This is a genomic window from Arthrobacter sp. ZGTC131, assembly GCF_002929275.1.
In the GTDB taxonomy this organism is placed as follows: Bacteria; Actinomycetota; Actinomycetes; order Actinomycetales; family Micrococcaceae; genus Arthrobacter.
In genome coordinates this window covers 144,553-168,238 of record NZ_PJIK01000002.1, presented here as the reverse complement: position 1 = coordinate 168,238, position 23,686 = coordinate 144,553, and the positions used below count along the sequence as shown (strand labels likewise).

General features: G+C 66.9%; 17 protein-coding genes, 1 tRNA gene and 1 pseudogene. 5 read left to right on the top strand and 14 right to left on the bottom strand.

Annotated features, from left to right (window positions below; translation table 11 throughout):
• Positions 1–24 precede the first annotated feature (24 nt).
• From CXQ90_RS03855 to nhaA, 3 genes and pseudogenes are all read left to right on the top strand, one after another.
• Positions 25–522 (top strand): DUF2505 domain-containing protein, encoded by a 498-nt coding sequence (locus tag CXQ90_RS03855; RefSeq protein WP_104137102.1) that lies wholly within the window; start codon positions 25–27, stop codon positions 520–522.
• Positions 523–526: 4 nt separating this feature from the next.
• Positions 527–748 carry an SCO4848 family membrane protein gene (locus tag CXQ90_RS03850; RefSeq protein WP_104137100.1) on the top strand — a complete coding sequence of 74 codons (222 nt, stop codon included), beginning with the start codon at positions 527–529 and terminating at the stop codon, positions 746–748.
• A gap of 147 nt (positions 749–895) precedes the next feature.
• Positions 896–2,249, top strand: a pseudogene (gene nhaA, locus CXQ90_RS03845) (Na+/H+ antiporter NhaA).
• Between the two features lie 10 nt (positions 2,250–2,259).
• Here the strand turns inward: nhaA and sufU are convergent.
• The 9 genes from sufU to CXQ90_RS03800 form a co-directional block, all read right to left on the bottom strand.
• Positions 2,260–2,709 carry a Fe-S cluster assembly sulfur transfer protein SufU gene (gene sufU, locus CXQ90_RS03840; RefSeq protein WP_104137099.1) on the bottom strand — a complete coding sequence of 150 codons (450 nt, stop codon included), beginning with the start codon at positions 2,707–2,709 and terminating at the stop codon, positions 2,260–2,262.
• A gap of 31 nt (positions 2,710–2,740) precedes the next feature.
• On the bottom strand, positions 2,741–4,066 hold the full coding sequence (locus CXQ90_RS03835) for a cysteine desulfurase (protein WP_104137097.1): 1,326 nt from the start codon (positions 4,064–4,066) through the stop codon (positions 2,741–2,743).
• A gap of 544 nt (positions 4,067–4,610) precedes the next feature.
• Entirely contained in the window at positions 4,611–7,343 is a 2,733-nt protein-coding gene (locus CXQ90_RS03830) for a LuxR C-terminal-related transcriptional regulator (protein WP_258064355.1), read from the bottom strand.
• A gap of 7 nt (positions 7,344–7,350) precedes the next feature.
• Entirely contained in the window at positions 7,351–10,086 is a 2,736-nt protein-coding gene (locus CXQ90_RS03825; protein WP_104137094.1) for a LuxR C-terminal-related transcriptional regulator, read from the bottom strand.
• Between the two features lie 198 nt (positions 10,087–10,284).
• On the bottom strand, positions 10,285–10,869 hold the full coding sequence (pth, locus tag CXQ90_RS03820) for an aminoacyl-tRNA hydrolase (RefSeq protein ID WP_104137093.1): 585 nt from the start codon (positions 10,867–10,869) through the stop codon (positions 10,285–10,287).
• A gap of 179 nt (positions 10,870–11,048) precedes the next feature.
• A complete protein-coding gene (locus CXQ90_RS03815; protein ID WP_104137091.1) occupies positions 11,049–11,651 on the bottom strand; it encodes a 50S ribosomal protein L25/general stress protein Ctc in 603 nt (200 codons plus the stop codon).
• 288 nt (positions 11,652–11,939) lie between these two features.
• Positions 11,940–12,920, bottom strand: coding sequence for a ribose-phosphate diphosphokinase (locus tag CXQ90_RS03810; protein ID WP_056629328.1), 981 nt, complete (start codon positions 12,918–12,920; stop codon positions 11,940–11,942).
• A complete protein-coding gene (gene glmU / locus CXQ90_RS03805; protein ID WP_104137090.1) occupies positions 12,917–14,416 on the bottom strand; it encodes a bifunctional UDP-N-acetylglucosamine diphosphorylase/glucosamine-1-phosphate N-acetyltransferase GlmU in 1,500 nt (499 codons plus the stop codon). The genes CXQ90_RS03810 and glmU overlap by 4 nt, the downstream gene beginning before the upstream one ends.
• Before the next feature lie 106 nt (positions 14,417–14,522).
• A tRNA-Gln gene (locus CXQ90_RS03800) sits at positions 14,523–14,594 on the bottom strand.
• Between the two features lie 246 nt (positions 14,595–14,840).
• Here CXQ90_RS03800 and CXQ90_RS03795 point away from each other — a divergent pair.
• Entirely contained in the window at positions 14,841–15,440 is a 600-nt protein-coding gene (locus CXQ90_RS03795) for a TetR/AcrR family transcriptional regulator (RefSeq protein ID WP_104137088.1), read from the top strand.
• Positions 15,441–15,960: 520 nt separating this feature from the next.
• On the opposite strand, the gene CXQ90_RS03790 is transcribed toward CXQ90_RS03795, so the two are convergent.
• From CXQ90_RS03790 to CXQ90_RS03770, 5 genes are all read right to left on the bottom strand, one after another.
• Positions 15,961–17,790, bottom strand: coding sequence for an ABC-F family ATP-binding cassette domain-containing protein (locus CXQ90_RS03790; protein ID WP_104137087.1), 1,830 nt, complete (start codon positions 17,788–17,790; stop codon positions 15,961–15,963).
• A 49-nt stretch (positions 17,791–17,839) separates the two neighbouring features.
• The gene (locus CXQ90_RS03785; RefSeq protein WP_104137085.1) at positions 17,840–18,802 is read right to left on the bottom strand and encodes a 4-(cytidine 5'-diphospho)-2-C-methyl-D-erythritol kinase; all 963 of its coding nucleotides are present in this window, start codon (positions 18,800–18,802) and stop codon (positions 17,840–17,842) included.
• A gap of 97 nt (positions 18,803–18,899) precedes the next feature.
• Positions 18,900–19,787 carry a 16S rRNA (adenine(1518)-N(6)/adenine(1519)-N(6))-dimethyltransferase RsmA gene (rsmA, locus tag CXQ90_RS03780; RefSeq protein ID WP_104137084.1) on the bottom strand — a complete coding sequence of 296 codons (888 nt, stop codon included), beginning with the start codon at positions 19,785–19,787 and terminating at the stop codon, positions 18,900–18,902.
• A 160-nt stretch (positions 19,788–19,947) separates the two neighbouring features.
• Positions 19,948–21,111: a resuscitation-promoting factor gene (locus CXQ90_RS03775; RefSeq protein WP_104137082.1), complete on the bottom strand. Its 1,164-nt coding sequence runs from the start codon at positions 21,109–21,111 to the stop codon at positions 19,948–19,950.
• A 293-nt stretch (positions 21,112–21,404) separates the two neighbouring features.
• Positions 21,405–22,292 carry a TatD family hydrolase gene (locus CXQ90_RS03770; RefSeq protein WP_104137081.1) on the bottom strand — a complete coding sequence of 296 codons (888 nt, stop codon included), beginning with the start codon at positions 22,290–22,292 and terminating at the stop codon, positions 21,405–21,407.
• 239 nt (positions 22,293–22,531) lie between these two features.
• Here CXQ90_RS03770 and CXQ90_RS03765 point away from each other — a divergent pair, with 239 nt between their 5' ends.
• Complete coding sequence (locus tag CXQ90_RS03765) at positions 22,532–23,683, top strand: MoxR family ATPase (RefSeq protein ID WP_104137079.1); 1,152 nt, start codon at positions 22,532–22,534, stop codon at positions 23,681–23,683.
• Positions 23,684–23,686 lie beyond the last annotated feature (3 nt).

Below are 23,686 nucleotides of genomic sequence, written 5' to 3'. Positions count from 1 at the left end.
TGACCCCACAACAATGGAGGATCCATGGCACTGAGTGCATCCACTACCCTTCCCCACGGCGTCGACAAGGTCGCTGAAGTCTTCGTCAATGAGGATTTCCAGCGCCACACCAGCGAACTCGTGGGCGGCAACCTCGAGTCCTTCACCGTGGACGGTGACGTTGCGGGAGCCTTCAGCACCACTTCCGTCCGCACCCTGCCCACCACCCGCCTGCCGGAAATCGCCCGCAAGTTCGTGGGTGAAACGCTCAAGGTGACGCAGGTGGAGAACTGGGAGGCTCCGGGCGCCGACGGCTCCCGCCGGAGCAACATCTCCCTCAAGATCGCCGGTGCCCCCATCGATGTCACGGCAGTCCAGCGGCTCGTGGCCGACGGCGGCAGCACCCGCGTGGAGCTCGAGGGCAACGTCACGTCCTCCGTCCCGTTCCTGGGCGGAAAGATTGCCGAAGCAGCCGAGCCTATGGTGGGCAAGGCGCTGAACATCCAGTCCCAGCAGGCCCAGTCCTGGCTCGAAAGCCACTAAGGCCGTGGACGTCCCCGCCGTACTTGCCTGGATCCTGATCATCTCCGGCGTTTGGTCGCTCGTCGTGTGGCCGCAGTTCCTGCGCCGGGTGATGAAGGACCCGCGGGCGCGGGACACCGCCGGCAAGGCCACGAAGTTCCTCACGGTCCACGTGGTGCTCGTGGCGGTATCCATGGTCTTGGGTGCCGCCACGGCCGGAATCGGGATCGCGGCCCTGCTCGGCTGAGCGGCCCTGCTCGGCTGAGCGGCCCTGCTCGGCTGAGCGGCCCTGCCCGGCTGCGGGGCCGGGCTGACTCGGTTAAGCTGGCAACAAAAGGTGCGCCGGGAAGTCTGGTCGGCAATACGTTTGCCAACCCCTGAGCAAGGAGCCCCAGTGGCCAGACCGCCCCTTCCGTCCCGCGCGCGCCCGGTGTTTAGCCGCTCCACCTATCAGGAATACGTCCGGATCGCCGCCATCCTTCGGCTGGAGACGGTGGGCGGGGCCCTGCTCCTCGCCGCCACGGCAGCCGCCCTGGTCTGGGCCAACTCCCCGGCTGCGGGCGCCTACTTCGGCCTGCGGGACCTGGAACTGGGGTTCGAGCCGTGGCACCTCCGGCTGAGCGTTGGCCACTGGGCCTCGGACGGCCTGCTGGCGATCTTCTTCTTCATTGCCGGACTGGAACTGAAGCGGGAGTTTGTTTCCGGCGAGCTCCGCAGGCCGTCCAGGGCGATCGTTCCGGTCGCCGCGGCAATGGGCGGCGTGGCCGTACCGGCCATCATTTACGCCGCCGTCACCTGGAGCCAGGGTGCCGAGGCCCTCAGGGGCTGGGCACCCTGGCTCCACGGACATCGCGTTTGCGTTGGCCGTGCTGGCCGTCATCAACACCCACCTCCCGGCGGCGCTCAGGACCTTCCTGCTGACCCTCGCCGTGGTGGATGACCTGATCGCGATCGGCATCATCGCGTTCTTCTACTCCGCCGACCTGCAGCCGGTCTTCCTGCTGGCCGCCCTAGTCCCGCTGGGGCTCTTTGCCTTGGTGGTCCGGAAACGCATCAGCCATTGGTACATCCTGGTGCCGCTGGCGGCGGCCACCTGGGCCTTGGTGCATGCCTCCGGGATCCACGCCACCGTGGCCGGCGTCCTGCTCGGGTTCACAGTCCCGGTGCTCGTCTCACGGCGGGACCCCCTCCCGGCGGGAGCCGGGGCCGCCGCCGGCCATGGCGACGGCCACGTGCCAGGCATGGCAGAACGCCTGGAGCACTCGCTGCGGCCGGTCTCCGCCGGCTTCGCTGTGCCCGTCTTCGCCTTCTTCTCCGCCGGCGTCGCGATCGGCGGAACGGCCGGGATCGCCTCCGCCCTTGCCGACCCCGTGGCACTGGGCATCATGGCTGCCTTGGTCGCGGGCAAGGCGATCGGCGTCTTCGGTGCCACCTTCCTAGTCACCAAAACCACCCGGGCAAAGCTCGACGAGGGGCTGAAGTGGATCGACGTCGCCGGCCTGTCCCTCCTTGCGGGGGTGGGCTTCACGGTGTCCCTGCTCATCGCGGAACTGAGCTTCGGCCCCGGTTCAGTGCACGATAACCACGCGAAGGTGGCCATCCTGGCCGGCTCGCTGACCGCATCGGTGATTGCCGCCGTCGTACTGAGGGCCCGAAACGGGCACTACCGCCAAGTGGAAATCGAGGAAAAGCGGGACGACGACGGCGACGGCGTGCCTGATGTTTTCGAGCGGACCGGACAGAGCTGACCGGAACTTGCTACGCGGCCTGGTTCAGGGCGTCCTCCGCGGCAACCCAGGAGATCATGGCGCACTTCACCCGCGCTGCATAGCGGGCCACGCCCTCAAACGCTGCGGCATCGCCCAGGACTTCGGGATCCGCGTGGACTTTTCCGCGCGAGCGCAGGACTTCGCGGAAGTTGCCGATCACCGAGCGCAGTTCCTCCACGGACATGCCTTCTGCCATCTCGCTCAGCACGGACGCTGACGCCATGGAAATGGAGCAGCCGGCGCCGTCCCACGCCAGCTGGGCAACGGTCCCGTGGTCCACGGCAACCCGCAGGGTGACTTCGTCGCCGCAGACTGGATTCAGCTGGTGCGACTGCCCGGTGGAGGCGCCGTCGGGAGCCGCCGTTTCCGACAGGCCGCTGCCATGCCTGGCCTTGGAATGGTCCAGGATGATCTGCTGGTAAAGCTGGTCGAGACTCATGCTCAAGTACCTGTCTTCTGATAGCCGGGCACTAAGCCCGGAAGTAGGCGCGGACCCCGGACACCGCATCCAGGAATTCATCGACGTCGTCGGTGGTGTTGTACAAGTAGGCGCTGGCCCGCGTGGTGGCCGTCAGGCCAAGGCGCCGGTGCAGCGGCTGGGCACAGTGGTGGCCCACGCGGACGGCGATTCCGCGTGCGTCAAGGAACTGGCCGACGTCGTGGGCATGGACACCGGCAACGTCGAACGCCGCCAGGCCGATGCGGTCCATGCCGGCGGCGGGGCCCAGCACCCGGACACCGTCGATGCCTTCCAGGCCCGCCACCATGCGCTGGCCAAGTTCGGACTCCCAGCGGTGCACGCGGTCGATTCCGGTCTCCGTCAGGTAGTTGACTGCTGCCGCGAGGGCCACGGCCTGGGAGATTTTCTGCGTCCCGGCCTCGAACCTCTGGGGCGAGGGAAGATATTCGGCCCGTTCCATGGTCACGGTGGTGATCATGGAACCGCCGGTCTGGTAGGGCGGCAGCACGTCCAGGAGCTCCTGCTTGCCGTACAGCACGCCGATTCCCGTGGGGCCGAGCATCTTGTGGCCGGAGAACACTGCAAAGTCGACGTCGAGCTGCTTGACGTCAAGGGACAGGTGCGGCGCCGACTGGCAGGCGTCCAGCACCACCAAGGCACCGACGCGGTGCGCCAAGGCCACAAGGTGGCTGACCGGATTGATGGTGCCGAGCACGTTGGACGCGTGGGTGAAGGCCAGCAGCCGGGTGCGCTCCCCCACGATTTCCGCGGCCTGGTCCATGCGCAGCGACCCTGAGTCGTCGATTGGGATGTGCCGCAGCCTGGCGCCGGTCCGGTACGCCAGTTCCTGCCACGGAATCAGGTTTGCGTGGTGCTCCATTTCGGTGACCACGATCTCGTCGCCCGGCCCAAGTGCCAGGTCCCGCAGCCGCGCGTCCCCGCGTCCCTGCGCGGCCCACAGGCTGGCGTTGGAAAGCGCATAGCTGATGAGGTTCAGGCCCTCGGTGGCGTTAGACGTCCAGACAATTTCCTCGTACTGCGCCCCGATGAAGTCGGCGACAGTCTGCCGGGCGTCCTCAAACACTTCCGTCGCCTCGACGGCAAGGTGGTGGGCGCCGCGGTGCACGGCTGCGTTCCGCTGCTCGTAGAACTCCTGTTCGGCCTCGATGACGCTCAGCGGATTCTGTGACGTGGCACCGGAGTCCAGATAGACCAGCGGACGGCCATTGACCAGCTGGTCCAGCACGGGAAAGTCGTTCCGGATCCGCAGGACCTCAGCGTTGTCCATGGCGGGGAGGGCACGCGAGAGCGTGGGTGGCGTTGATACGACGGCCAATGGGACTCCTTGGGTGCCTTGAGGTACCCCTCAATTGTCCCACAGCACAGTGAAGGCGGCCCTTCCCCGGGAAAGGCCGCCCGCACTGTGCCGGAATCTTCCGGCACGTCTACCACTTATAAGGGCCGGCGACGGCTGGGGGGAGAGCCTCGGTCTCAGAAGGCTCTGACGTCGCCGGCCCCGCCTGAACCCGGACCGCTTTGGGCCGGAAGTACGCGGATCGAGACCTGCACTGCCTTGGCGGCAGCTTTGGCGGTGTTCTGGACACCGCTTCTGCTGCCACTCTCAGTTAATCGCGCACGACCATTTCCGGCACGAGTACTGTGTACTCGTTTTTTCAGGTACTCGACTACTGGTTCGCGCAGGCGGCCCTGACGGGACCGGGATGGCGCGGAAATTTGGCAGGTCTGCGCGCGGGCTGGCAGCAGGATGGTGGGGCATCAGAGGGAATGGAGGGGCTGCGCAGGCGGCGGGCTGACCCGCTGCATCGGTAGGCAGCCACATCGGCAGGCGGCTACCTCTTCGGGGAGAGCTACGTCTCGGGCTACTTCTTGGGCAGGGCGAGGGCCAGCTCGTCCCGCCGGCGGACGCCCAGTTTGACGTAGCTTCTGTACAGGTGGCCTTCAACGGTCCTGACCGACACCATGAGCTGCTGGGCGATCTCGCGGTCGGACAGCCCCTGAACGGCCAGCTCCACGATGTCCCGCTCGCGGCGGGTCAGGTGGACACTCGGGACCGAGGCGACGAACGGGCTCTCCCTGAACCGCTCGCCCAGTTCTTCGTCGCACTTTTCCCGGTGGGCCACGGCCTGGCGGGCGCGCCGCCGCTCCCCGGCGCCGTCCAGCAGAGCACCTGCCCGGGCGTACCCCTCACGCGCCAGGTTGATCAGGCCGGCTTCTTCAAGTCCCGCGGCGGTCTCCATGAGGAGGTCAGCGTCCGCCGAGGCCCATGCCTGGGCGAGCTGCCTCCACCCTGCCGCCCACCGGCCTTCAACGGCACCGGCCAGCGAAGCAAGCTCCTCGATGACCGAGCGGTCCCCCAGATCGGAACACAGGATCAGGCATTCCATCCGGATGCCCGGCTGGGCGGCAACAGGATCCGACGCCGCCAGCTCCCGGAGTTTATCCAGCCCGCTGCCCTTCCGGTCCAGATACTCCGCCGCTGCCGCCGCGTACGCCTCCGCCAACAGCTCGCAGCCCGGGCCGCTGGCATGCCGTGCGGCGATGAAGTCCTGCTCGAGCCGCTTGGCCTGGGGGGCATCTCCCAGCCGCGCCGCCGCGTAGAAGGCCAGCGCCGAGCCGAACCTGAACTCCTGGAGCGGATCGTTGACGCGAAGGGCTTCGACAGCAGGCAGGAGAACCTGGTAGCCGCGTTCCAGCTGGCCCTGCCGCAGGAACGCCAAGCCGCGGAGCACCTGGATTCCGCCGCCAAACGTGGCCGCCCCCTCGGCCCGCTCCGGCGGGTACGTGGACAGCTCATGCTCGGCCGATTCCCAGTTGCCGGCGGCCAGCGATGCCGCCACCAGTCGGGTCAGGACAAACTCATCGAAGAAGTACAGGCCGCCATGCAGCACCGGCAACGAAGGTGCCGCGGCGAGGGCGGCAGCGTGCGCCTGGTGGGCCAGCCCGGCCGATACCAGGGTTTGGGCGAGCAGGGTCTGGGCCAACGCGTGGGTGGTCTCAATGACAGACGCGCCGCGGAGCTCAGTCCCGGACCGTTCGCCTTCCGTCCCCGTGGTGGTGCCACCGCCAGCGTCCGCTGCCGCGGACCCGCCGGCAACGGACGCGTACCCGAGCGCGGCAATGACCTTGCGTATGCCTTCGTGATCGCCGGCGTCAGCCAGCTCGAGCAGCCCGTGGATCCGGTCCTGCCAGGAATCCGCCACCTCGAGTCCGGCGCTTTCGAGCTGGTGACGGGATTCGGCGCGAAGGAGCTGGGCGGACTTGCCCAGCGCCAGATGGGCCGACGCCCTGAGCATCAGAATGTGCGGGGCTTCGGGATCCCCTGCCAACTCAAGCCAGCACCCGTCCAGAAGCGCCGCGGCTTCCCGGTATTTGCCTTCGTTGAAGAGTGTCCTCGCGGTGATGGACTGCGCGTGCGCCAGCAGCTCGGGGGTGCGGACGTGTGCCGTCATGAGGCGGGCACCGGCATTGTTGAACATCGTCACAGCCAGCAGCGCGGCGTCCAGCAGGTCCGGATCAGGCACGTCCATGCCGCACTCCAGTGACCACTCCACCATCCTCAGCCTGCCCTCGGCTCCGGCATTCCGGGGGTCAAGGAATTCGTCCAGTTTTTGTCGCAGCTGCAGGCTCCTGGAGACCGACACCTGGTGCCGCATGGACTGACCCAGGATGGGATGCCACAGCCGCAGTTCGCTTTGCCGGCCGGTGGATTCGCTCACGATCTGGTTGTCCAGGAGGGACCGCACCACAGCTGCCCCGCACACGTCTTCGATAAGGCTGCGATGGACGGGTTCGGCGAGGGCGATGACCCGCAGGGCATCCTGTTCATCCTGTGTCCTGCGGAGGAGGTCCTTGACGACGACGTCGGAGAGCCTGGGCCCATCGGCGGGCAAAGGTCCCAGGAGCAGCCAGATTCCGTTCCGTTTGGCGAGGGTCCCGTCCGCGACCGCATCACTGAGCAGGCAGTTCAGGAGCAGCGGGTTGCCGCCCGAAGCGGACCACAGCGATTGCACCGTGCTGGCCGGGACAGTCCCCTGCAAGGTGTGTTCCACCACCTCCGTCACCTGATCGCCGGTGAGGGGCCTGAGGTCCACGCGCTCAGCGAGGCCGTCGTACCACAGCTGGTTCAGGGCTTGCGGCAGTCCGGGACGTGGACGGCCTGCGGCCAGGACGCTGGCCCACCCCGCCGACATCATGTCCACCACAAGGCTTGCAGTGGCATCGTCGAGGTGGTGTGCGTCGTCCACTACAAGGAGCAGGGGCACATCTTTGAGCCCCTTGAGCTGCTGGAAATAGGTCCAGACCGCCCTGAGGACGGCAACCGGGGAGTCCGCATCTTCTGCGGGGAGCTCCGCGGTGTACGGAGCCAGCACGCCGTAAGGGACCTTGGCGAGCGACGAGCTGCCATGGATGCGCAGGATGGTCATTTCCGCGGACATCCGCTCGCTGACGGCATCCGTGACCGAGGACTTCCCGATGCCGGGCCCCGCCATAAGGTAGACAGCCTGGCTCGCCCGGCTGCGGATGATTGTGCAGACGTGCTCAATCACTTCCCGGCGGCCAGTCAGCTGCCTCTGATCGGATTCCGCTTTCACGCGGCCATTAGACGAGTCCAGGCAGATCACCCCTGGAGGTCACGCCGAGCTTCGTGAAGACCTGGTACAGGTGACCTTCCACGGTGCGGACGGAAACGCCCATCTCCAGGGCAATGTCCCGGTTGGAGACGCCCTTTCCTGCCAGCCGGGAAATCTGCCGCTCACGGGCGGTGAGGAGTGGGCTGCCGCTGCTCGGGACGATAGGCAGGCTGGGCACTGTGGCAGTGAGGTTGTCTAGCCGGGCCTGCGCTATGCGGGCGGAGGCGGAGTCCCCGGAGTGCCGCGCAAAGTCCACTGCGAGCGCAACGCACCGGGCCTCCACCGCATCCAACTCCAGCTCGGCGGAGAGGTGCGCGCCCTCCAGGAGCACTTTGGCGTCCTTGGTGCGGCTGCCCACGGCAATTAAGCGCGAGATCTCGGCCAGCTTTCCCTGGCGATGGCCGGCGACCTCCTCCAGCAGTCGGAAGTCGTCGTCGGTACCGTTGACCGTAGCGCCCAGCAGGCTGATTCCCGCGAGGGTGTACCGGCCCGCGGCGATGTCGCGCCGGGCTGTCTCCAGCAGGCGCTTGACGGCGTCGGTGTCGCCAAGCCACCTGCCGGCCATATCGGAGCAGAAATCGGTGATGGTCCGAGTGCCGAAGTCGCACGGGCCCCTCGCCCCGCTCAATTTGTCGAGATACTTTCGGGACTGTCCGGCATTGCCGATCTGTGCGTACGCAAAGGCCGTCGCCGCATAGGCTGCCTGGAGCAGGTTAAGGACCGGGCGCAGTTCCAGCTGGGCCACAGCAGACAACAGCGAATCGAGCGCAACAGCGCCACGGCCGGAGTATACGTAGGCGATTCCGGTGGCCAGCTCGGTGGCTGACGTCCGGTGGGCGAGGCGGCGATCCGCCTGCCCCTTGGGTGGACCGACCAGGTCCAGGCAGCGCTGCCACTGGCCTGCCTGCAACAGCACACCGAAGGCCGTCATGGCGAACCTCTCGCGCAGCCCGGTCATGGGGCCGGCGTCCGAAAGCTGGCCGCCAATCCGCCTCATCAGCTGGAGGGCGTCCATTTCCCTGCCGACGGCGGACAGGGCCTGCATGAGGATCATGGAGGCCTGGATGCGGAACCCCGTGTCCCTGTTGGCGGCCGGATCCGCGGCTTCCTCCAGTGCCTCGATCATGGGGGCATAGTCGCCGATGAAGGCCTTGTATTCGAACTCCGTCAGCATGAGGCGGTTCATGGCCGCGCCCAGGGGTTCGGGCCAGATGGTGGCCGTGCCGGGAGACACACCCAGCCGCGCGCGTGCCTTTTCCAGCTCTGCCGGGACTTTTTCCTTCAGTTCCGGCAGCCAGACCATGACACGGCACTTGGCTGCCACAGCGTTGGCGAAATCCTCGACGCCGAGCTGGTCCAGCTGCGCCTGCGAAATGTCATCGAGGGCGGCCATGGCCTGGAGCGGCAGATCGAGCAGCAGGTAGGCGGAGGCCTTGTGCTGCTGCCCCACGACCCATTCGGCGTCGGTCCTCTTGAGGCTTTCGAGGCAGCTGAGCGCAAACCGCGGGTCGAACAGCTGCACGGCGGCCTCGGCCGCGGCCACTGCCAGGGCCGGACTGAGTTCTGCCTGGCATTCCCGCGTCCAGGCGGCGAATTCGATGCGCTCTTCCATGGACAGGTTGGACAGCTCGGGTTCCGCCCCGTTCAGCAGCTGGTTCCGGAGCTCCCGACGCCGTGAAATGCTCAGCCAGGACCGGACGACGTCCCCGAGGTACTGTTCCCGCAGTGATACCCAGCGGGCCTCGGTGTCCCCCACGGTGAGCAGGCCGGCGTCCTCCATGTCGGCCACAGTGGCGGTGCCATAGACTTCCGTGAGCCTGGCCAGGCTCACCCTGCGGGCGCAGGACAGCATTTCGATGACCTCGCGGGTTTCCGGGGTTTCACGGGACCACCGGGAGCGGACAATGTCATCGAGGCCGGTTGCGCCGTCGAGCACCACCTTGTCCCGCAGGGTCCACACGGAATCGGACAGGACCAGGTTGCCGGACTGCTGCTGCTCCGTGACGAGCGCTTTGAGCAGCAAGGGGTTGCCGCCGACGATGGCGTGATAGGTGCTCACGAGCGACGCTGACACACGGTGGCCAAGCAGGGTCAGCAGCACCTGCCGGGTCTGGAGTTCGTTGAGGTTCTCCAGCCGCACCTCGGTGAGCCGGCGGTCTGTGAGCAGCCAGTGGAAATCCGCCGGAAGGTCGCTGGTGCCCGGGGCAATGGCGATCACCTTAGCGGTGCGGGTAAGCATGATGTTCAGGAGGACGCCGGCGCTCATGTCGTCGATCATGCCGGTGGTGTCCAGGGTGATGATGCAGTCCCGGCCTGCGGCATCGCTGCGGATGAGGGACGTGATTCCCTGAAGGATGGCCGTGGGTGAACCCATCGCGGATTGCGGAAGCCTGGCGAGCAGGAAAGCGAGGCAACCGTAGGATGTCTGGGAACCTGTCAGTGGGCTGCGGAGCTGAAGCGCCCAGACGTCCGGGCCGAGTTCCGCGACCGCGGTGCGGGCCAGTGAGGATTTGCCCACGCCACGGGCGCCCGTGATGACTACCCCCAGGGAATCGGGATCCGTCAGCGCATTGCGGATGGCTTCAAGGTCTGCACTGCGCGCCGGAACCGACCATCGTTGAAGGTCCGTTCCGCCGGCAGCCGCTGGCCCGGCCAGCACGCCCGCCGTAGACCCACGTCCCCAGCTCAGTGGCTCAATTGACATGAACTTTTCCTTACATCCCGCTTGGCAGGATAAAGGCCCCATCGCCTCCCCCGCTTAGAAGAAGACTACCCCGTTACCCCGGCAGTAAAACAGGGCATTGAATTACATTTCGCAGACCTTGAGGCGACCTTGATATTCGGCATGCGGAATATGAATTCTCAGGCTTCCGGGCAGGCAAATAGCACCGCGCCGGCACACTCAGACTTTGGCGGGATGAAACCTCTGTTGTGCAGCGGTCAGGCCCTCGGTGATGAGCAGTTCGACGGCGTCTGAGGCGTCGTCCAGCAGGAAAGGCAGCTCCTTTTTCTCGGCAGGGGCGAAGTCGCGCAGGACGTAGTCTGCGGTGTCCATCCGGCCCGGCGGCCTGCCGACACCCACCCGGACACGAAGGTAGTCCTTGGTGGCAAGCGCCTTGGAAATGTCCCGAAGGCCGTTGTGGCCACCTTCACCACCGCCGATCTTGAGCTTCACCGTATTAAAGGGAATATCAATTTCGTCGTGGACCGCCACCACCCGGGACGGATCAACGTCGTAGAACTTGGCCAGGGCGGACACGGGGCCGCCGGAAACGTTCATGTAGGTGCTGGGTTTCGCGAGCACGAGGCGCGGGCCTCCGATGCCGAGCCGGCCTTCAAAAACCTGGGCCCTGGATTTGTGGGCCTTGAAATTCCCGCCCATGCGGGCGGCCAGTTCGTCGAGGACCATCTGGCCCACGTTGTGCCGGTTGCGGCTGTACTCGGGTCCGGGGTTTCCGAGGCCTACAATCAGCCAGGTGTCAGTCATGCATCAATCCTAAAGTGGTCATCCGGCGGGCCGGGAGAGCAGCGCCGGCATCAGAAGCGGGCAGGCAACGGAACCGGGCCGCCAACAGAAGTAGGGGCGGTACGCCAGTGGCCGGGCCCCAACGGGACCCGGCCACTGCTGCGCGGTGCGTGACCGCACCGCGTAGTGAAGCGCGGTAATTACTCTGCGGAGGCTTCGGCGGGGGCTCCTACTGAGGCAGCAGCTTCGCCTTCTTCTTCTTCAGCCTCGATGGCTTCGGAGATGTTGATGACCAGTGCCTCGGCGTCGGTCAGCAGCACCGATCCCTTCGGGAGGACGAGGTCGGAGGCGTGGATGTGCTCGCCGGCCGTGCGGCCTTCGATGTCGACCTCGACGGCGGTGGGCAGGTGGGTTGCCTCGGCCTCGAGGGAGACAACGGTGAGCTCGAGGTTGTGGACGGTGCCCGGGGCGGTTTCGCCGGTCACGTGGACGGCAACGTCCACGGTGACCTTCTCGCCCTGGCGGACGGTCAGGAGGTCGATGTGCTCGATGATCTGCTTGATCGGGTTGCGCTGGATGTCCTTGACAAGGGCAAGGTGTGCCTCGCCGTTGATGTCCAGGGACAGCAGGGCGTTGGCGGTGCGCACGGCCAGGGTGGTGGCCTTGGCGGGGAGCGTGATGTGGATGGGCTCTGCACCGTGGCCGTAGATGACAGCCGGGATCTTACCGGCCATACGTGCGCGGCGGGCGAAGCCCTTGCCGAATTCGGCGCGTACTTCTGCTGCGAGCTTCTGCTCAGACATGTGTTTCTCCTGGGGTGGCTTTACTGCGTTTAACAAAGACTCTGTCAGCAAGGGCGGAGGTCTGTAGCGACCTTCAACGCCGGGCGGCCTCAGGCAGCCCTTCCAGAAGGGAGTTGCAGACCCAGTCGATAACGGAGACCAGCAGTCCGGATGTCCGGAGGTGCTCTCCCTCGCCAAGGTATCGGGAAAAGCCTACCAGCGTTGTGCCCCATTACTGAAAACGGGCACAACGCCGGCCGGCGACATTCAGGCAGCCAGGTCAGGCAGCCAGGTCAGGCAGCAGGTGCGTCAGGCGTTGCCGTCGAACAGGCTGGTGACCGAACCGTCGTCGAACACTTCACGGATGGCCCGCGCAATGAGCGGTGCGATCGAGAGGACCGTGAGTTCGGGGAAGCGCTTGTCCGGCGTGATGGGCAGCGTGTTGGTGACCACCACTTCACGGGCACCGGACTCGGAGAGCCGGCGCGCGGCCGGATCGGAGAAGACCGCGTGGGTGGCGGCGATGATGACATCCTTCGCGCCGGCGTTCTTGAGCACCTGGACTGCGCCGGAGATGGTTCCGCCGGTGTCGATCATGTCGTCGATGAGGACGCAGGTTCGTCCCTCGATCTGGCCCACGACCGTCTTGGAGACGGCCTGGTTGGGGACCGTGAGGTCACGGCTCTTGTGGACGAAGGCCAGCGGTGCGCCGCCGAGGCGCTCCGCCCACTGCTCCGCGACGCGGACGCGGCCGGTGTCCGGGGAGACCACGGTGATGTTTTCGGCTTCGACCCTGGTGCGGATGTAGTCCGCGAGCAGCGGAATGGCCATGAGGTGGTCCACGGGGCCGTCGAAGAAGCCCTGGATCTGGGAGGTGTGCAGGTCCACGCTCATGATGCGGTCGGCACCGGCGGTCTTGTACATGTCCGCCACGAGGCGGGCCGAGATGGGCTCGCGGCCGCGTCCCTTCTTGTCCTGGCGCGCATAGGGGTAGAACGGCGAGACCACGGTGATCCGCTTTGCGGAGGCCCGCTTCAGCGAATCGATCATGATCAGCTGTTCCATGAGCCAGTTGTTCAGCGGTGCCGGGTGGGCCTGGATGACGAACGCGTCGGTTCCCCGGACGCTCTCGCCGGCGCGGACGTAGATCTCGCCGTTGGCAAAATCATAGGCGTCGACAGGCAGCAGTTCCGTGCCCAGCTCCTTGGCGATTTCCCGGGCAAGCTCCGGGTGGGCACGCCCTGCGGCGAGCACCAGCTTCTTCTCGCCGCGAGCCGTAATTTCGGTCATGGTTGCATGCCCTCTTCTGTAGATACCGGGGAATTTGGGGAGTCTGTGCGGGCTTCGCGGGCCGCTGCGGCTTCTGCCAGCTCCGCGGACAGCGTGCCCGGGCGGTTGGCTTTGACCCAGCCCTCGGCGTTGCGCTGCGCGGCCATTGACAGTGCCAGGGCGCCTGCGGGCACGTCCTTGCGGATCACGGCTCCGGCGCCGCTGTAGGCACCGTCCCCCACCGTGACGGGTGCGACGAATACTGTGTTGGAACCGGTGCGGACGCCCGAGCCGATCACCGTGCGGTGCTTCTTCTCGCCGTCGTAATTGGCCGTGATGTTGCCGCAGCCGATGTTGGTGTCCTCGCCGATTTCGGCGTCCCCGGCGTAGCCGAGGTGCGAGAGCTTGGAGCCCCGGCCGATTTTCACGTTCTTGGTCTCGTAGAAGGCGCCGATCTTGCCGGTCTCCCCCAGGATGGTGCCGGGGCGCAGGTAGGTGAACGGTCCGACGCTCGCGCCCGCGCCGATTTCGGCACCCGAACCGTGGGTCCGGGTCACTTTCGCGCCCTCGCCGATGCGGACATCGGTCAGGGTGGAGTCGGGGCCGACGACGGCGTCCCTCGCCACTGCGGTGCTGCCGTGCAGTTGGGTGTTGGGCAGGATCCGGACGTCCTCCGCCAGGGTGACGGTGGAGTCGATCCAGGTGGTGGCGGGATCCACCACGGTGACCCCTGCGCGCATCCACGACTCCACGACCCGGCGGTTGTGCTCGGCGCCGAGGGCGGCGAGCTGCACGCGGTCGTTGGCGCCCTCGACCTGCCAGCGGTCCGCGGTGACGACGGCGGCGACCCGGCCGCCGGCTTCGCGGGCGAGCCCCAGAACGTCTGTCAGGTACTTCTCGCCCTGCGAGTTGTCGGTGGTGACGTGCCGGAGCGCGTCCCGCAGCACGGCAGCGTCGAATGCGTAGATTCCGGAATTGATTTCGCGGATCTCCCGCTCGGCGTCGGTGGCGTCCTTGTGCTCGCGGATGCCGGTGACCGTTCCGTCTTCTCCGCGGAGGATGCGGCCGTAGCCCGCGGCGTCCTCGAGAAGCGCGGTCAGCACCGTGACGGCGTTGCCCTCGAATTCGTGAGTGTTGACCAGTTCGGCGAGCATCTCGCCGGTGAGCAGCGGGACATCGCCGTAGGTCACCACCACGGTACCGGCCACTGGGGCGTCGGCGTCGAGTGCCTCGAGCGCCACTTCAACGGCCCTTCCGGTACCTGGAACGTCATCCTGGTCCACGATGAGGGCATCGGGATCGAGCTCCGTGAGGTGGGCTGCCACGCGGTCCCGCTCGTGGCGGACCACGAGGGCGAGCCGCTGAGGGTGAATGCTGCGCGCGGCCAGCAAGGCGTGGCCGACCATGGAGCGGCCACCGATTTCGTGGAGAATCTTAGGGGTACGGGACTTCATCCGGGTACCGGCACCTGCAGCTAGGACGATTACGGCGGCTGGGCCGGACTTCTCGGGGCTCACGTACGGGCTCTCCTTGTTCGGTTGCGCGGTACTACATGCGCGGCGTCCGAGCGTGTGCCCGGAGCGGGCAACAGGCTTATCCTACTGGACACCTCTGATGCAGCAGTTCCGCCCATAGGATTCGAACCTATACTCCACGGCTCCAAAGGCCGGGGTGCTGCCATTACACCAGGGCGGACCACGCCAAGGCCCAGAGGCCGAGGCACGAGAACCAATTCTGCCACGAACGTTGAGGGTCGTGCGACTCGGCCCGCCCGGCCGCCGGTCCCGTCCGGGCAGCGCGCCGGGACGGGCCACGGACCGCCGGGCACCGCTTGGCGTAAGGCATGATGGGACCGTGAGCAACAGCACAGGGACTACTGACGGCACGGGGAACCGGACAGCAAAGCCCGAGGCGGTCCCCGCGCGTATCCCGCGGTCCCGGATGACCGGGCCCCAGCGGCGTTCCCAACTGGTGGAAGTGGGGCGGGGCCTCTTTGCGATGCGCGGCCTGGACGGCACCACCATCGAGGAGATCGCCGCAGCGGCTGGCGTCTCAAAGCCGGTGATCTACGAGCACTTCGGCTCGAAGGAGGGCCTGTACACGCAGGTGGTGGAATTTGAGTTCAAGATCCTGCTGGCCGCCATCAACGACGCCCTGACCGACGAAGCCAAACCGAGGGTCCTTGTTGAACGCGCCGCGCTGGCCCTGCTGACGTACATCGAGGACCGCACCGACGGCTTCCGGATCCTCATGCGCGACGCTCCCCCGTCCCAGCCCGAAGGCGCCTTTTCCACCCTCCTCTCGCACGTTACCGCCAGGGTGGAACACATTCTGTCCGACGAATTCGCCCGCCGCGGCTTCAGTTCCGCCGACGGCGCCATGTACGCCCAGATGCTCGTGGGGATGGTGGCGATGACCGGCCAGTGGTGGCAGGACAGCCGCCAGCCCGACAAACGCGCCGTTGCCGCCCACCTCGTCAACCTAGCTTGGAACGGTCTGACCGGTCTCCAGAAGGAACCCGAGCTGCGATCCGACGCTTAGCCTTCCGGTCAACGCCGCCTGTGGTCACCTACGCGGCGCAACGGCCCTTCGCCGTCCACCGTGGTCACGTCCGCGGTGCAACGGCCCTTCGCCGTCGCTTAGACACGACGCAAATGGGCCCCTACGGTCGCTGAGCGACCTTCGGAGCCCGATGCGCCGCGATGCGCTCCTACGCGAAGGTCCCCCCACCGCTATTGCGGAAGTTCCGTTCCGGAATGCCCACTGTTCCACAGCGATGACGTGACTCACCGCGCCCCTACTGCGATAGTTCCGTTCCGGGACGCGCACTGTTCCACAGCGGAAAGGTGACTTCCCGCGCCGGAGGCGGTCCTTCCGAAAGGAGCGCATCGCAGCACATCGGAGCGCGGAGGTCGCCCGGCGACCGGAGCCTCCCTTTTGCCCTGTAAAGCGTCGTCCCGAGGGCCCCGACGCGAGCTTGCGAGTGTTGGGAAGGGACCTACGCGCTAAGCGACGCGGAAGGGCCGGTTCCGGCACCCAACCAGTCCCGCCGGCGCGACGCTTACTCGCCGAGAACTTCGAGGGCCTCCAGCCATTCGAGCTCCAAGGCTTCGCGGTCGCCGGCGAGGTCTTTGAGCTTCTTGTTGAGCTCGGCGAGCTCACCGACTGCGGACGGGTCGGCGGAGGCCGTGGTCATGCGGGCGTGGATTTTTTCTTCTTGCTGGGTGATCTTGCCGAGTTGCCGCTCGATGCGGTTCTTGGCCTTGCGGGCGTCGCGCTTCTCCGCTTCGGTCGCTCCGGATACGGCCTGTGCCGGGCCGGAGCTGGCGGAGGTCACCGGGTTTCCGCCGCCGGTGACCGTGGAACCGGCCAGGGCGGATTCGCGGAGTTCGAGGTACTGGTCCACGCCGCGAGGCAGGGCGCGGATCTTGCCGTCGCCGAGCAGGGCCATCTGGTGGTCCGTGACGCGCTCGAGCAGGTAGCGGTCGTGGCTGACCACCACCAGGGTGCCCGGCCAGCCGTCGAGCACATCTTCGACGGCGGCGAGGGTGTCGGTGTCGAGGTCGTTGGTCGGTTCGTCGAGCATCAGCACGTTGGGCTCGCCCACCAGCAGGCGCAGCAGCTGCAGCCGGCGCCGCTCACCGCCGGAGAGGTCGCGGACGGGCGTCCACTGCTTTTCGTTCGTGAAGCCGAGCTGCTCCACCAGTTGTCCGGCGGTAAATTCCTTGCCCCCGACGTTGAAGGAGCGCTTTTCGCGCTCGATCACTTCGATCACGCGCAGGTCCGAGACGTCGTCGAGCTCCTTGACCTCCTGGGTGAGCACAGCGGTGACCACGGTCTTGCCGCGCTTGACCTTGCCCGACGTCGGCGTGATTTCGCCGTTGAGCAGTTTCAGCAGGGTGGTCTTGCCGGCGCCGTTGACGCCCACGAGCCCCAGCCGCTCACCCGGGGCGAGCCGGAGGGTGATGTTGTCGAACAGCTTCTGGCCGGCGTCGCCGCCCAGGAAATCCAGTGACACGTTTTCCAGGTCCAGGACGTCCTTGCCCAGGCGAGCGGTGGCCATCTTGCTCAGGGCTGTCGAATCTCGCGGCTCGGGAACGTCGGCGATCAGGGCATTCGCGGCCTCGATCCGGAATTTTGGTTTGGCAGTGCGGGCGGGGGCGCCGCGGCGCAGCCAGGCCAGTTCCTTCTTCACGAGCTGCTGACGCTTGCTTTCCACCACGGATGCGGAGCGGTCGCGCTCGGCGCGGGCCAGCACGTAGGCTGCGTAGCCGCCGTCGAACGGGTCCATGATGCCGTCGTGGATTTCCCACGTCTTGGTGCAGACTTCGTCGAGGAACCAGCGGTCGTGGGTGACCACGAGGAAGGCGCCCTGGTTGGCGCGCCAGCGGGTCTTGAGGTGCCGGGACAGCCACGCGACGCCTTCGACGTCAAGGTGGTTGGTGGGCTCATCGAGCATGATGACGTCGTGGTCTTCGATGAGGAGCTTCGCCAGCGCAACACGGCGTTTCTGGCCGCCGGACAGGGCATGCACGTTGGCGTGCCAGTCCACATCGGACACGAGCCCGCCCATGACTTCGCGGATCTGGGGATTGCGGGCCCATTCATAGTCGGCCTGGTCACCGACGATTGCGGCGCCGACGGTCAGATCGCCGTCGAGCACGTCGCTTTGATCCAGGTAACCGATGTTGACGTCCCCGCGCTTGGTGACCCGGCCGGAATCAGGGGTGGACCGCAGTGCAAGCAGGCGCATCAGCGTGGACTTGCCGTCGCCGTTCCGGCCCACCATGCCGATCCGGTCGCCCTCTTCGAGTCCGAGGGTCATGCCATCGAGAACGGTGCGGGTTGCGTACGAGACCGAGAGGTTCTCGCCGCCGAGCAGGTGTGCCACGGGGAACTGCTTTCTTCTGCAAACGGGGAATCTGAAACGTGAAAGGGTATTAAAGGAGGGTATCGGAGATGATGCGGGCGCCGGGCACCGGGCCATGGACGGCAATGGCGCTGAGGCCCTTGTGCTGCAGCTCCTCGGCAAGTCCCTCCGCGGCCTCGGGGCTGTGGGCCAGCAGGGCAACGGTGGGGCCAGAGCCGGACACGATCCCGGCAATGGCTCCGGATGACTCGCCAAGGCCCAGGGTGTCCCGGAGGCTCGGGGCCAGCTCGATGGAAGCCCGTTGAAGGTCGTTGACGAGCACGCGGCTCAGGGCGTCGGCGTCGCCGCTCCGGAGTGCCTGCAGGATCTGCGGGTCCACCGCCGTGGGCTCCGCAACGTCAATTCCCTCGGCATCGCGCAGCCTGTCCAGCGTCCGGAACACCTCGGGGGTCGGGAGGCCAAACTCGGCGGTGACCAGGACCCAGTCCATCTGCGCCTTGGCCAGGGCCGGCGACAGGTCATCGCCCACGCCCAGCCCCACTGCCGTGCCGCCCAGCAGCGCAAACGGCACGTCCGCACCCAGCTCGGCGGCGAGGTGGGCCAGTTCGTCCCGGGACAGGCCGCTGTTCCATAGTGCGTCGCAGGCCAGGAGTGTGGCGGCGGCGTCCGCCGATCCCCCGCCCATGCCGCCGGCCACCGGCACCCGCTTGGTGATTTCCAGATGCACGCCGGTGGAGTGTTCCGAAACGTCAGCCATGATGGCGGCCGCCTTGTAGGCCAGGTTCCGCTCGTCCAGCGGAATGTCCACGCCGTCGAGGTCCAGCGTGCTGGCGGGACTGATACTGACAGTGATGCCGTCGCCCGCCGTGCTGGTGGCGGCCACTTCCTCATACAAGGAGACGGCCAGGTACACGCTGGCCACGGAATGGTAGCCGTCCGGACGCAAAGGTCCTACATCCAGTGAGACGTTCACTTTGCCCGGAGCCTTGACCCGGACGGTCCTTGCCGCAAAGCGCCCTCTCACTGCGTTCATGAGTCCAAGCTAGGGCATGGTGGTGCCGGGCTCCAAGAAAGGCCCGGCAGCGCGGCGTCGTCCGGGGACACTGTTGCCGCCGTCCGGCTCCGCCGCATCAGGCGCCTGCGGCGGGCCGGGCTTCGGCGATCCGGGCGAACGCGGTGATGTCGATGACCTCGCCGCGCGCGGTGGGGTCCACGCCCGCCGCGACGAGGCAGCGCTCCGCTTCGGCAGCGCTCCCCGCCCATCCTGCGAGTGCGGCGCGGAGCGTCTTCCGGCGCTGGGCAAAGGCGGCGTCGATCACGGCGAAAACCTGCTCGCGGCTGGCCGTGGTGACCGGCGGCTCGCGGCGCGTAAAAGCCACCAGTCCGGACTGGATCTTGGGTGCCGGCCAGAACACGTTCATTCCGATGACCCCGGCCTTGCGCATGCTGCTGTACCACGCGGCCTTGACGGAGGGCACGCCGTAGATCTTGGAGCCGGGGCCGGCGGCGAGCCGGTCCGCCACTTCATCCTGCACCATCACCAGGCCGTGCCGGATGGACGGGAAGTGCTGCAGGAGGTGGAGGACCACGGGCACAGCCACGTTATAGGGCAGGTTTGCCACGAGCGCGGTTGGCTCGGCGGGCAGCTCCATCACTTTCATGGCGTCGGCGCGCACCAGGTGGAACTCCGCCGCGGCGTCGGGCCGCCACTGCCGGACAGTTTCCGGCAGCTTGGCCGCCAAGACGGGATCAATCTCGACGGCGACAACGGACTTCGCGGCGTCCAGCAGGCCGAGCGTGAGGGAACCGAGGCCGGGGCCGATCTCGAGGACGGTTTCGTCGGCGCCGATGCCGGCCGCAGCCACGATCCGGCGGATGGTGTTGCCGTCGATGACGAAGTTCTGGCCCAGGGTCTTGGTGGGGCGGACGCCGATTTCCTCGGCCAGCCTGCGGATATCAGAGGCGCCAAACAGTGGGGCTGGCGCAGTACCGGAGGTGGAGGGAGTCGGGTCAGTCACCTAGGTATCCTATCCCGGCGGGCGCCACCGGTTGGCAACGGCAGACACTGCGGGAACCGCCCGGCGGCACGGCAATGGCCGGGCCCGGAGGTTCCGGACCCGGCCATTCGCGGCTCCGCAGCTGTGGTCAGCTGCCGCGGCGCGGCTTTGGTGTTAGTGGCTAGCTGCTTGCGGCCCAGCCGCAGCCCCACGGCTGAAGGCCGCGCTCTGCATAGACCCGGTTGGCAATGTCGATCTGCTGTGCCTTCGTGGCAAGGCTGGCGTTGGGGGCGTAAGCTCCGCCGCCGGCGCCGATCCAGGTCTGGATGTCGAACTGCAGGCCGCCGTAGTAGCCGTTGCCGTTGTTGATGGACCAGTTCCCGGTCGATTCGCACTGCGCGATCTTGTCCCACATGGCCACGTTCATCATGGCGGGGGCCGCTGCTCCGGTGTTCGCTGCCGCGGCTTCCTTCGGCTCTTCCTTCGGCGCTTCATTGGTGCCCACGGTGATCTTCTCGGTGACCGGTTCCCGCGTGGTCTTCGTCGAGACCAGCGTTCGGGAGGCTTCGCGGCCATCAACGAGCACCAGCTTGTACGTCTTGGTCACCGAACCCGGGACGCCGGCCTGGGTGACCTTTTCCTCGCCCTTGGGCATCTGGTCACTGTCCGTGGACAGCGTCTCGTACCGGACTTCCTCAGTGGTGGTTGCGGTCTTGCCGGTCACAACACGGGAAACCTTGATCACCATGTTGTTGACCACCGGCGCGTTCGCCGGCTGCGAGGTCCGGTCGGCCGCGCCCAGCTTGACCCCGGCGTCCTTGAGGACCTCTCCGACGTTGCGGGCAGTGGTGGTGGTTTTGGCGGCCTTGCCGTCGGCGAGAATGCTCACGGTCTTGGGTGTCGAGATCGCCACGAACGATCCATCGACGGCCAGCCGGGCGTCCTTCGGCACGGAAAGCTCGGAAGCGCTGGCGACGCCAAGCTGCGTCACGAGCCCGCCCACGTCCTGGGCCGTGGTGCTGACGGTCTTCTCCGCCCCGTCCAGGCTCACCTTCACGGCCTTGGCCAGGTTCACGTTGATGACGGAGCCGTTCTCAACGTGGGCCTCCACCGAGGGCGTGACGCGGTCGGCGGCCTGCAGCTCAACCTTGGCGCTCTTGACCACTTGGCCCACTGTTCCGCCGAACGTCTGGACGGAGCTCACTTTGCCGTCGACATTCAGGGTGACTGTCTTGTTGTTGCCCACAAAGGCGACGAGCCCGAGCACGAGTGCCGAGAGCACAACAAGCTGGGTGCCGACCTTGACGAAACTAAACTTGCCGTCCGACTTGAAGAAGTTGACCACGATTGCCCGTAACTGTTGAGCTGTCCGGGCACGGGGAAAAACGCACAGAGGCACCTGAGGCAGTCACCCTAAGGGTGGGCTCCGGACCGTTCCGAAGCCTGCAGCAGGCATGTGCGCCGCCACACTCACATGGCAGGGCATCTGAAGGCGCCCTGCCTGAAAGAAGTGAGTGACATCATCCGGAGGCCTTCCCCGACCCCGGCTAATAGTTTTTCACTGTAACCGAAGCGTTATAAAGCCACCAAAATTATTACCTACGCGGTATGCACGCCGGACGGGGGCCACCTCACCCTTCAGTCCCAGGATCCGTACGCCCGCACGGTATTGCGGCTGATGGCGGTGCACAGGCCGGCGAGGTCAGACCCTGTCAATTCGGCCATGGCCCGGACTGTGTAGGGAACCATGTAGCTCGCATTGGGCCGGCCGCGGTGCGGATGCGGGGTCAGGAACGGGGAGTCGGTTTCCACCAGCACCAGTTCGGGGTCCGCCACGGCCAGCGCCGCACGGAGGTTGGCTGCGTTCTTGAACGTGAGGGTGCCGGCGAACGACATGAACCAGCCTTCGCTGTTGCAGATCCGGGCGAGGTCCTCATCGCCGGAAAAGCAGTGGAACACCACCCGTTCCGGGGTGCCCTCCTCCCGCAGGACCTGGACGACGTCGCTGTGGGCGTCGCGGTCGTGGATCTGAAGGGTCAGGTCCAGCCGCTTCGCGATGTCGATGTGCCGACGGAAGGAGTACCGCTGGTGGGCCAGCCCGTCGCCCTCGGTGCGGAAGAAGTCGAGGCCGGTTTCGCCGATGGCGCGGATCCGGGGGTGGGCGGCCAGCTCCTCTATTTCGGTCAAGGCTGCCTCCAGCTCACCGCGCTGGGCGTAGGCGGGTGCGTCGTTGGGGTGGATTGCCACCGCGCCGAGCAGCCGGGCGTCCAAATCAACGGCCCGTACCGTGAACCGGGACGATTCGAGGTCGCAGCCAACCTGGACTGCGCCGCGCACGCCCACGGCCTCCGCGGCGTCCAGCGCAGCAGCAATCTCCACGCGAACGTCGTCGCCGGGGAAATCGAGGTGCGTGTGGTTGTCCATCACCGGCACCGGCAGGGGCTGGGGCGCCGGCGGGTAGCCGTGCTTGCCGGACCCGTCGGTTCCGGGCGCTCGGTAGGGGCTGGGGGTCAGGGAATGGCGCATCCCTCCAGCCTAGCGGCGGCAGCCCCGCCGTCGCTCATGGGCGGACAGGGCCCGGCGGACCGCCGGCCGACGGCGCGGCGGGCCGGCCTTGCACGGCTCGGAGAATTACCCGGAACTCTCTGTTAGCCACGGCAGTTATCTTAGTACGCTGGTACGGAAAGATGTGAACGCCCGCCAACGGGCATCGGCAGATTTCCGCCGCACCGTTCCGGGCGTCACTCAGGGCTGAAAGGTTGCCGATGGAACCGCACCGACGCACCGCGATCAACGAAGTACTCCAGAGCGGGCACGGCTTCGCGGGGGGTGCTGCGCACAGCGGTCACCAGCTCAACGGCCACAAGCCGACTGCGTTGGATGCCGTGGCGTTCCGCGCTGCGAGCGAACGCATCCTGACCGCCATCAATACCGTCATCGATGGTAAGGCGGAAGCCGCGAAGCTGGCGCTGACGGTCCTGCTCGCCCAGGGCCATCTGCTCCTCGAAGACGTGCCCGGCGTTGGCAAGACGCTCCTTGCGAAGACCCTGGCCCGAACCATCGACTGTTCCGTCAGCCGCATCCAGTTCACCCCTGACCTGCTCCCCTCGGACGTCACCGGCGTCTCCATCTACAACCAGTCCTCGCGCCAGTTCGAGTTCCGGCCCGGTGCCGTGTTCGCGAACATCGTAATCGGGGACGAAATCAACCGCGCCTCGGCGAAGACGCAGTCCGCCCTGCTCGAATGCATGGAGGAGCACCAGGTGACGGTGGACGGACACTCCTACGGGCTCGCCGCGCCGTTCATGGTGGTGGCCACCCAGAACCCCATCGAGATGGAAGGGACCTACCCGCTGCCCGAGGCGCAGCGGGACCGCTTCATGGCCCGGATCTCCATGGGCTACCCGGATAAGGACTCGGAGATCGAGATGCTGGAAACTCACCAGGCCACCTCGCCCTTGGAGCGGGTCACTGCTGTGGTCACCTCGGCAGACGTGGCGGCAATGATCGCCACGGTCCAGCAGGTGTTCGTCTCTCAGTCCGTCAAGGAGTACACGGTCGCCGTCGGCCGGGCCACCAGGGACAGCGCTATGCTCCGCCTCGGCGCCAGCCCGCGCTCCATGTTGCAGCTGCTCCGCGCGGCCAAAGCCACGGCTGCGCTGGACGGCAGGGATTTCGTCCTGCCGGACGACGTCGTTGCCGTGGCCGAATCGGTGCTGGCGCACCGGATCATCCTGGACCGGAAGGCGGCCAGCACCGGCGAGACCCCGCAGAGCGTGATCCGCGGCGTGCTGGCCAAGCTGCCGGTCAGCCAGGAAACGGCTGATTCCGCCAAAGCCCACCGGCAGCCAGCAGGCTCCGGGCAGCCGGCTCCCCGCACCGGGCGGCAGGCGCCCGAACTGCGCCACAGCCGCTAGTCA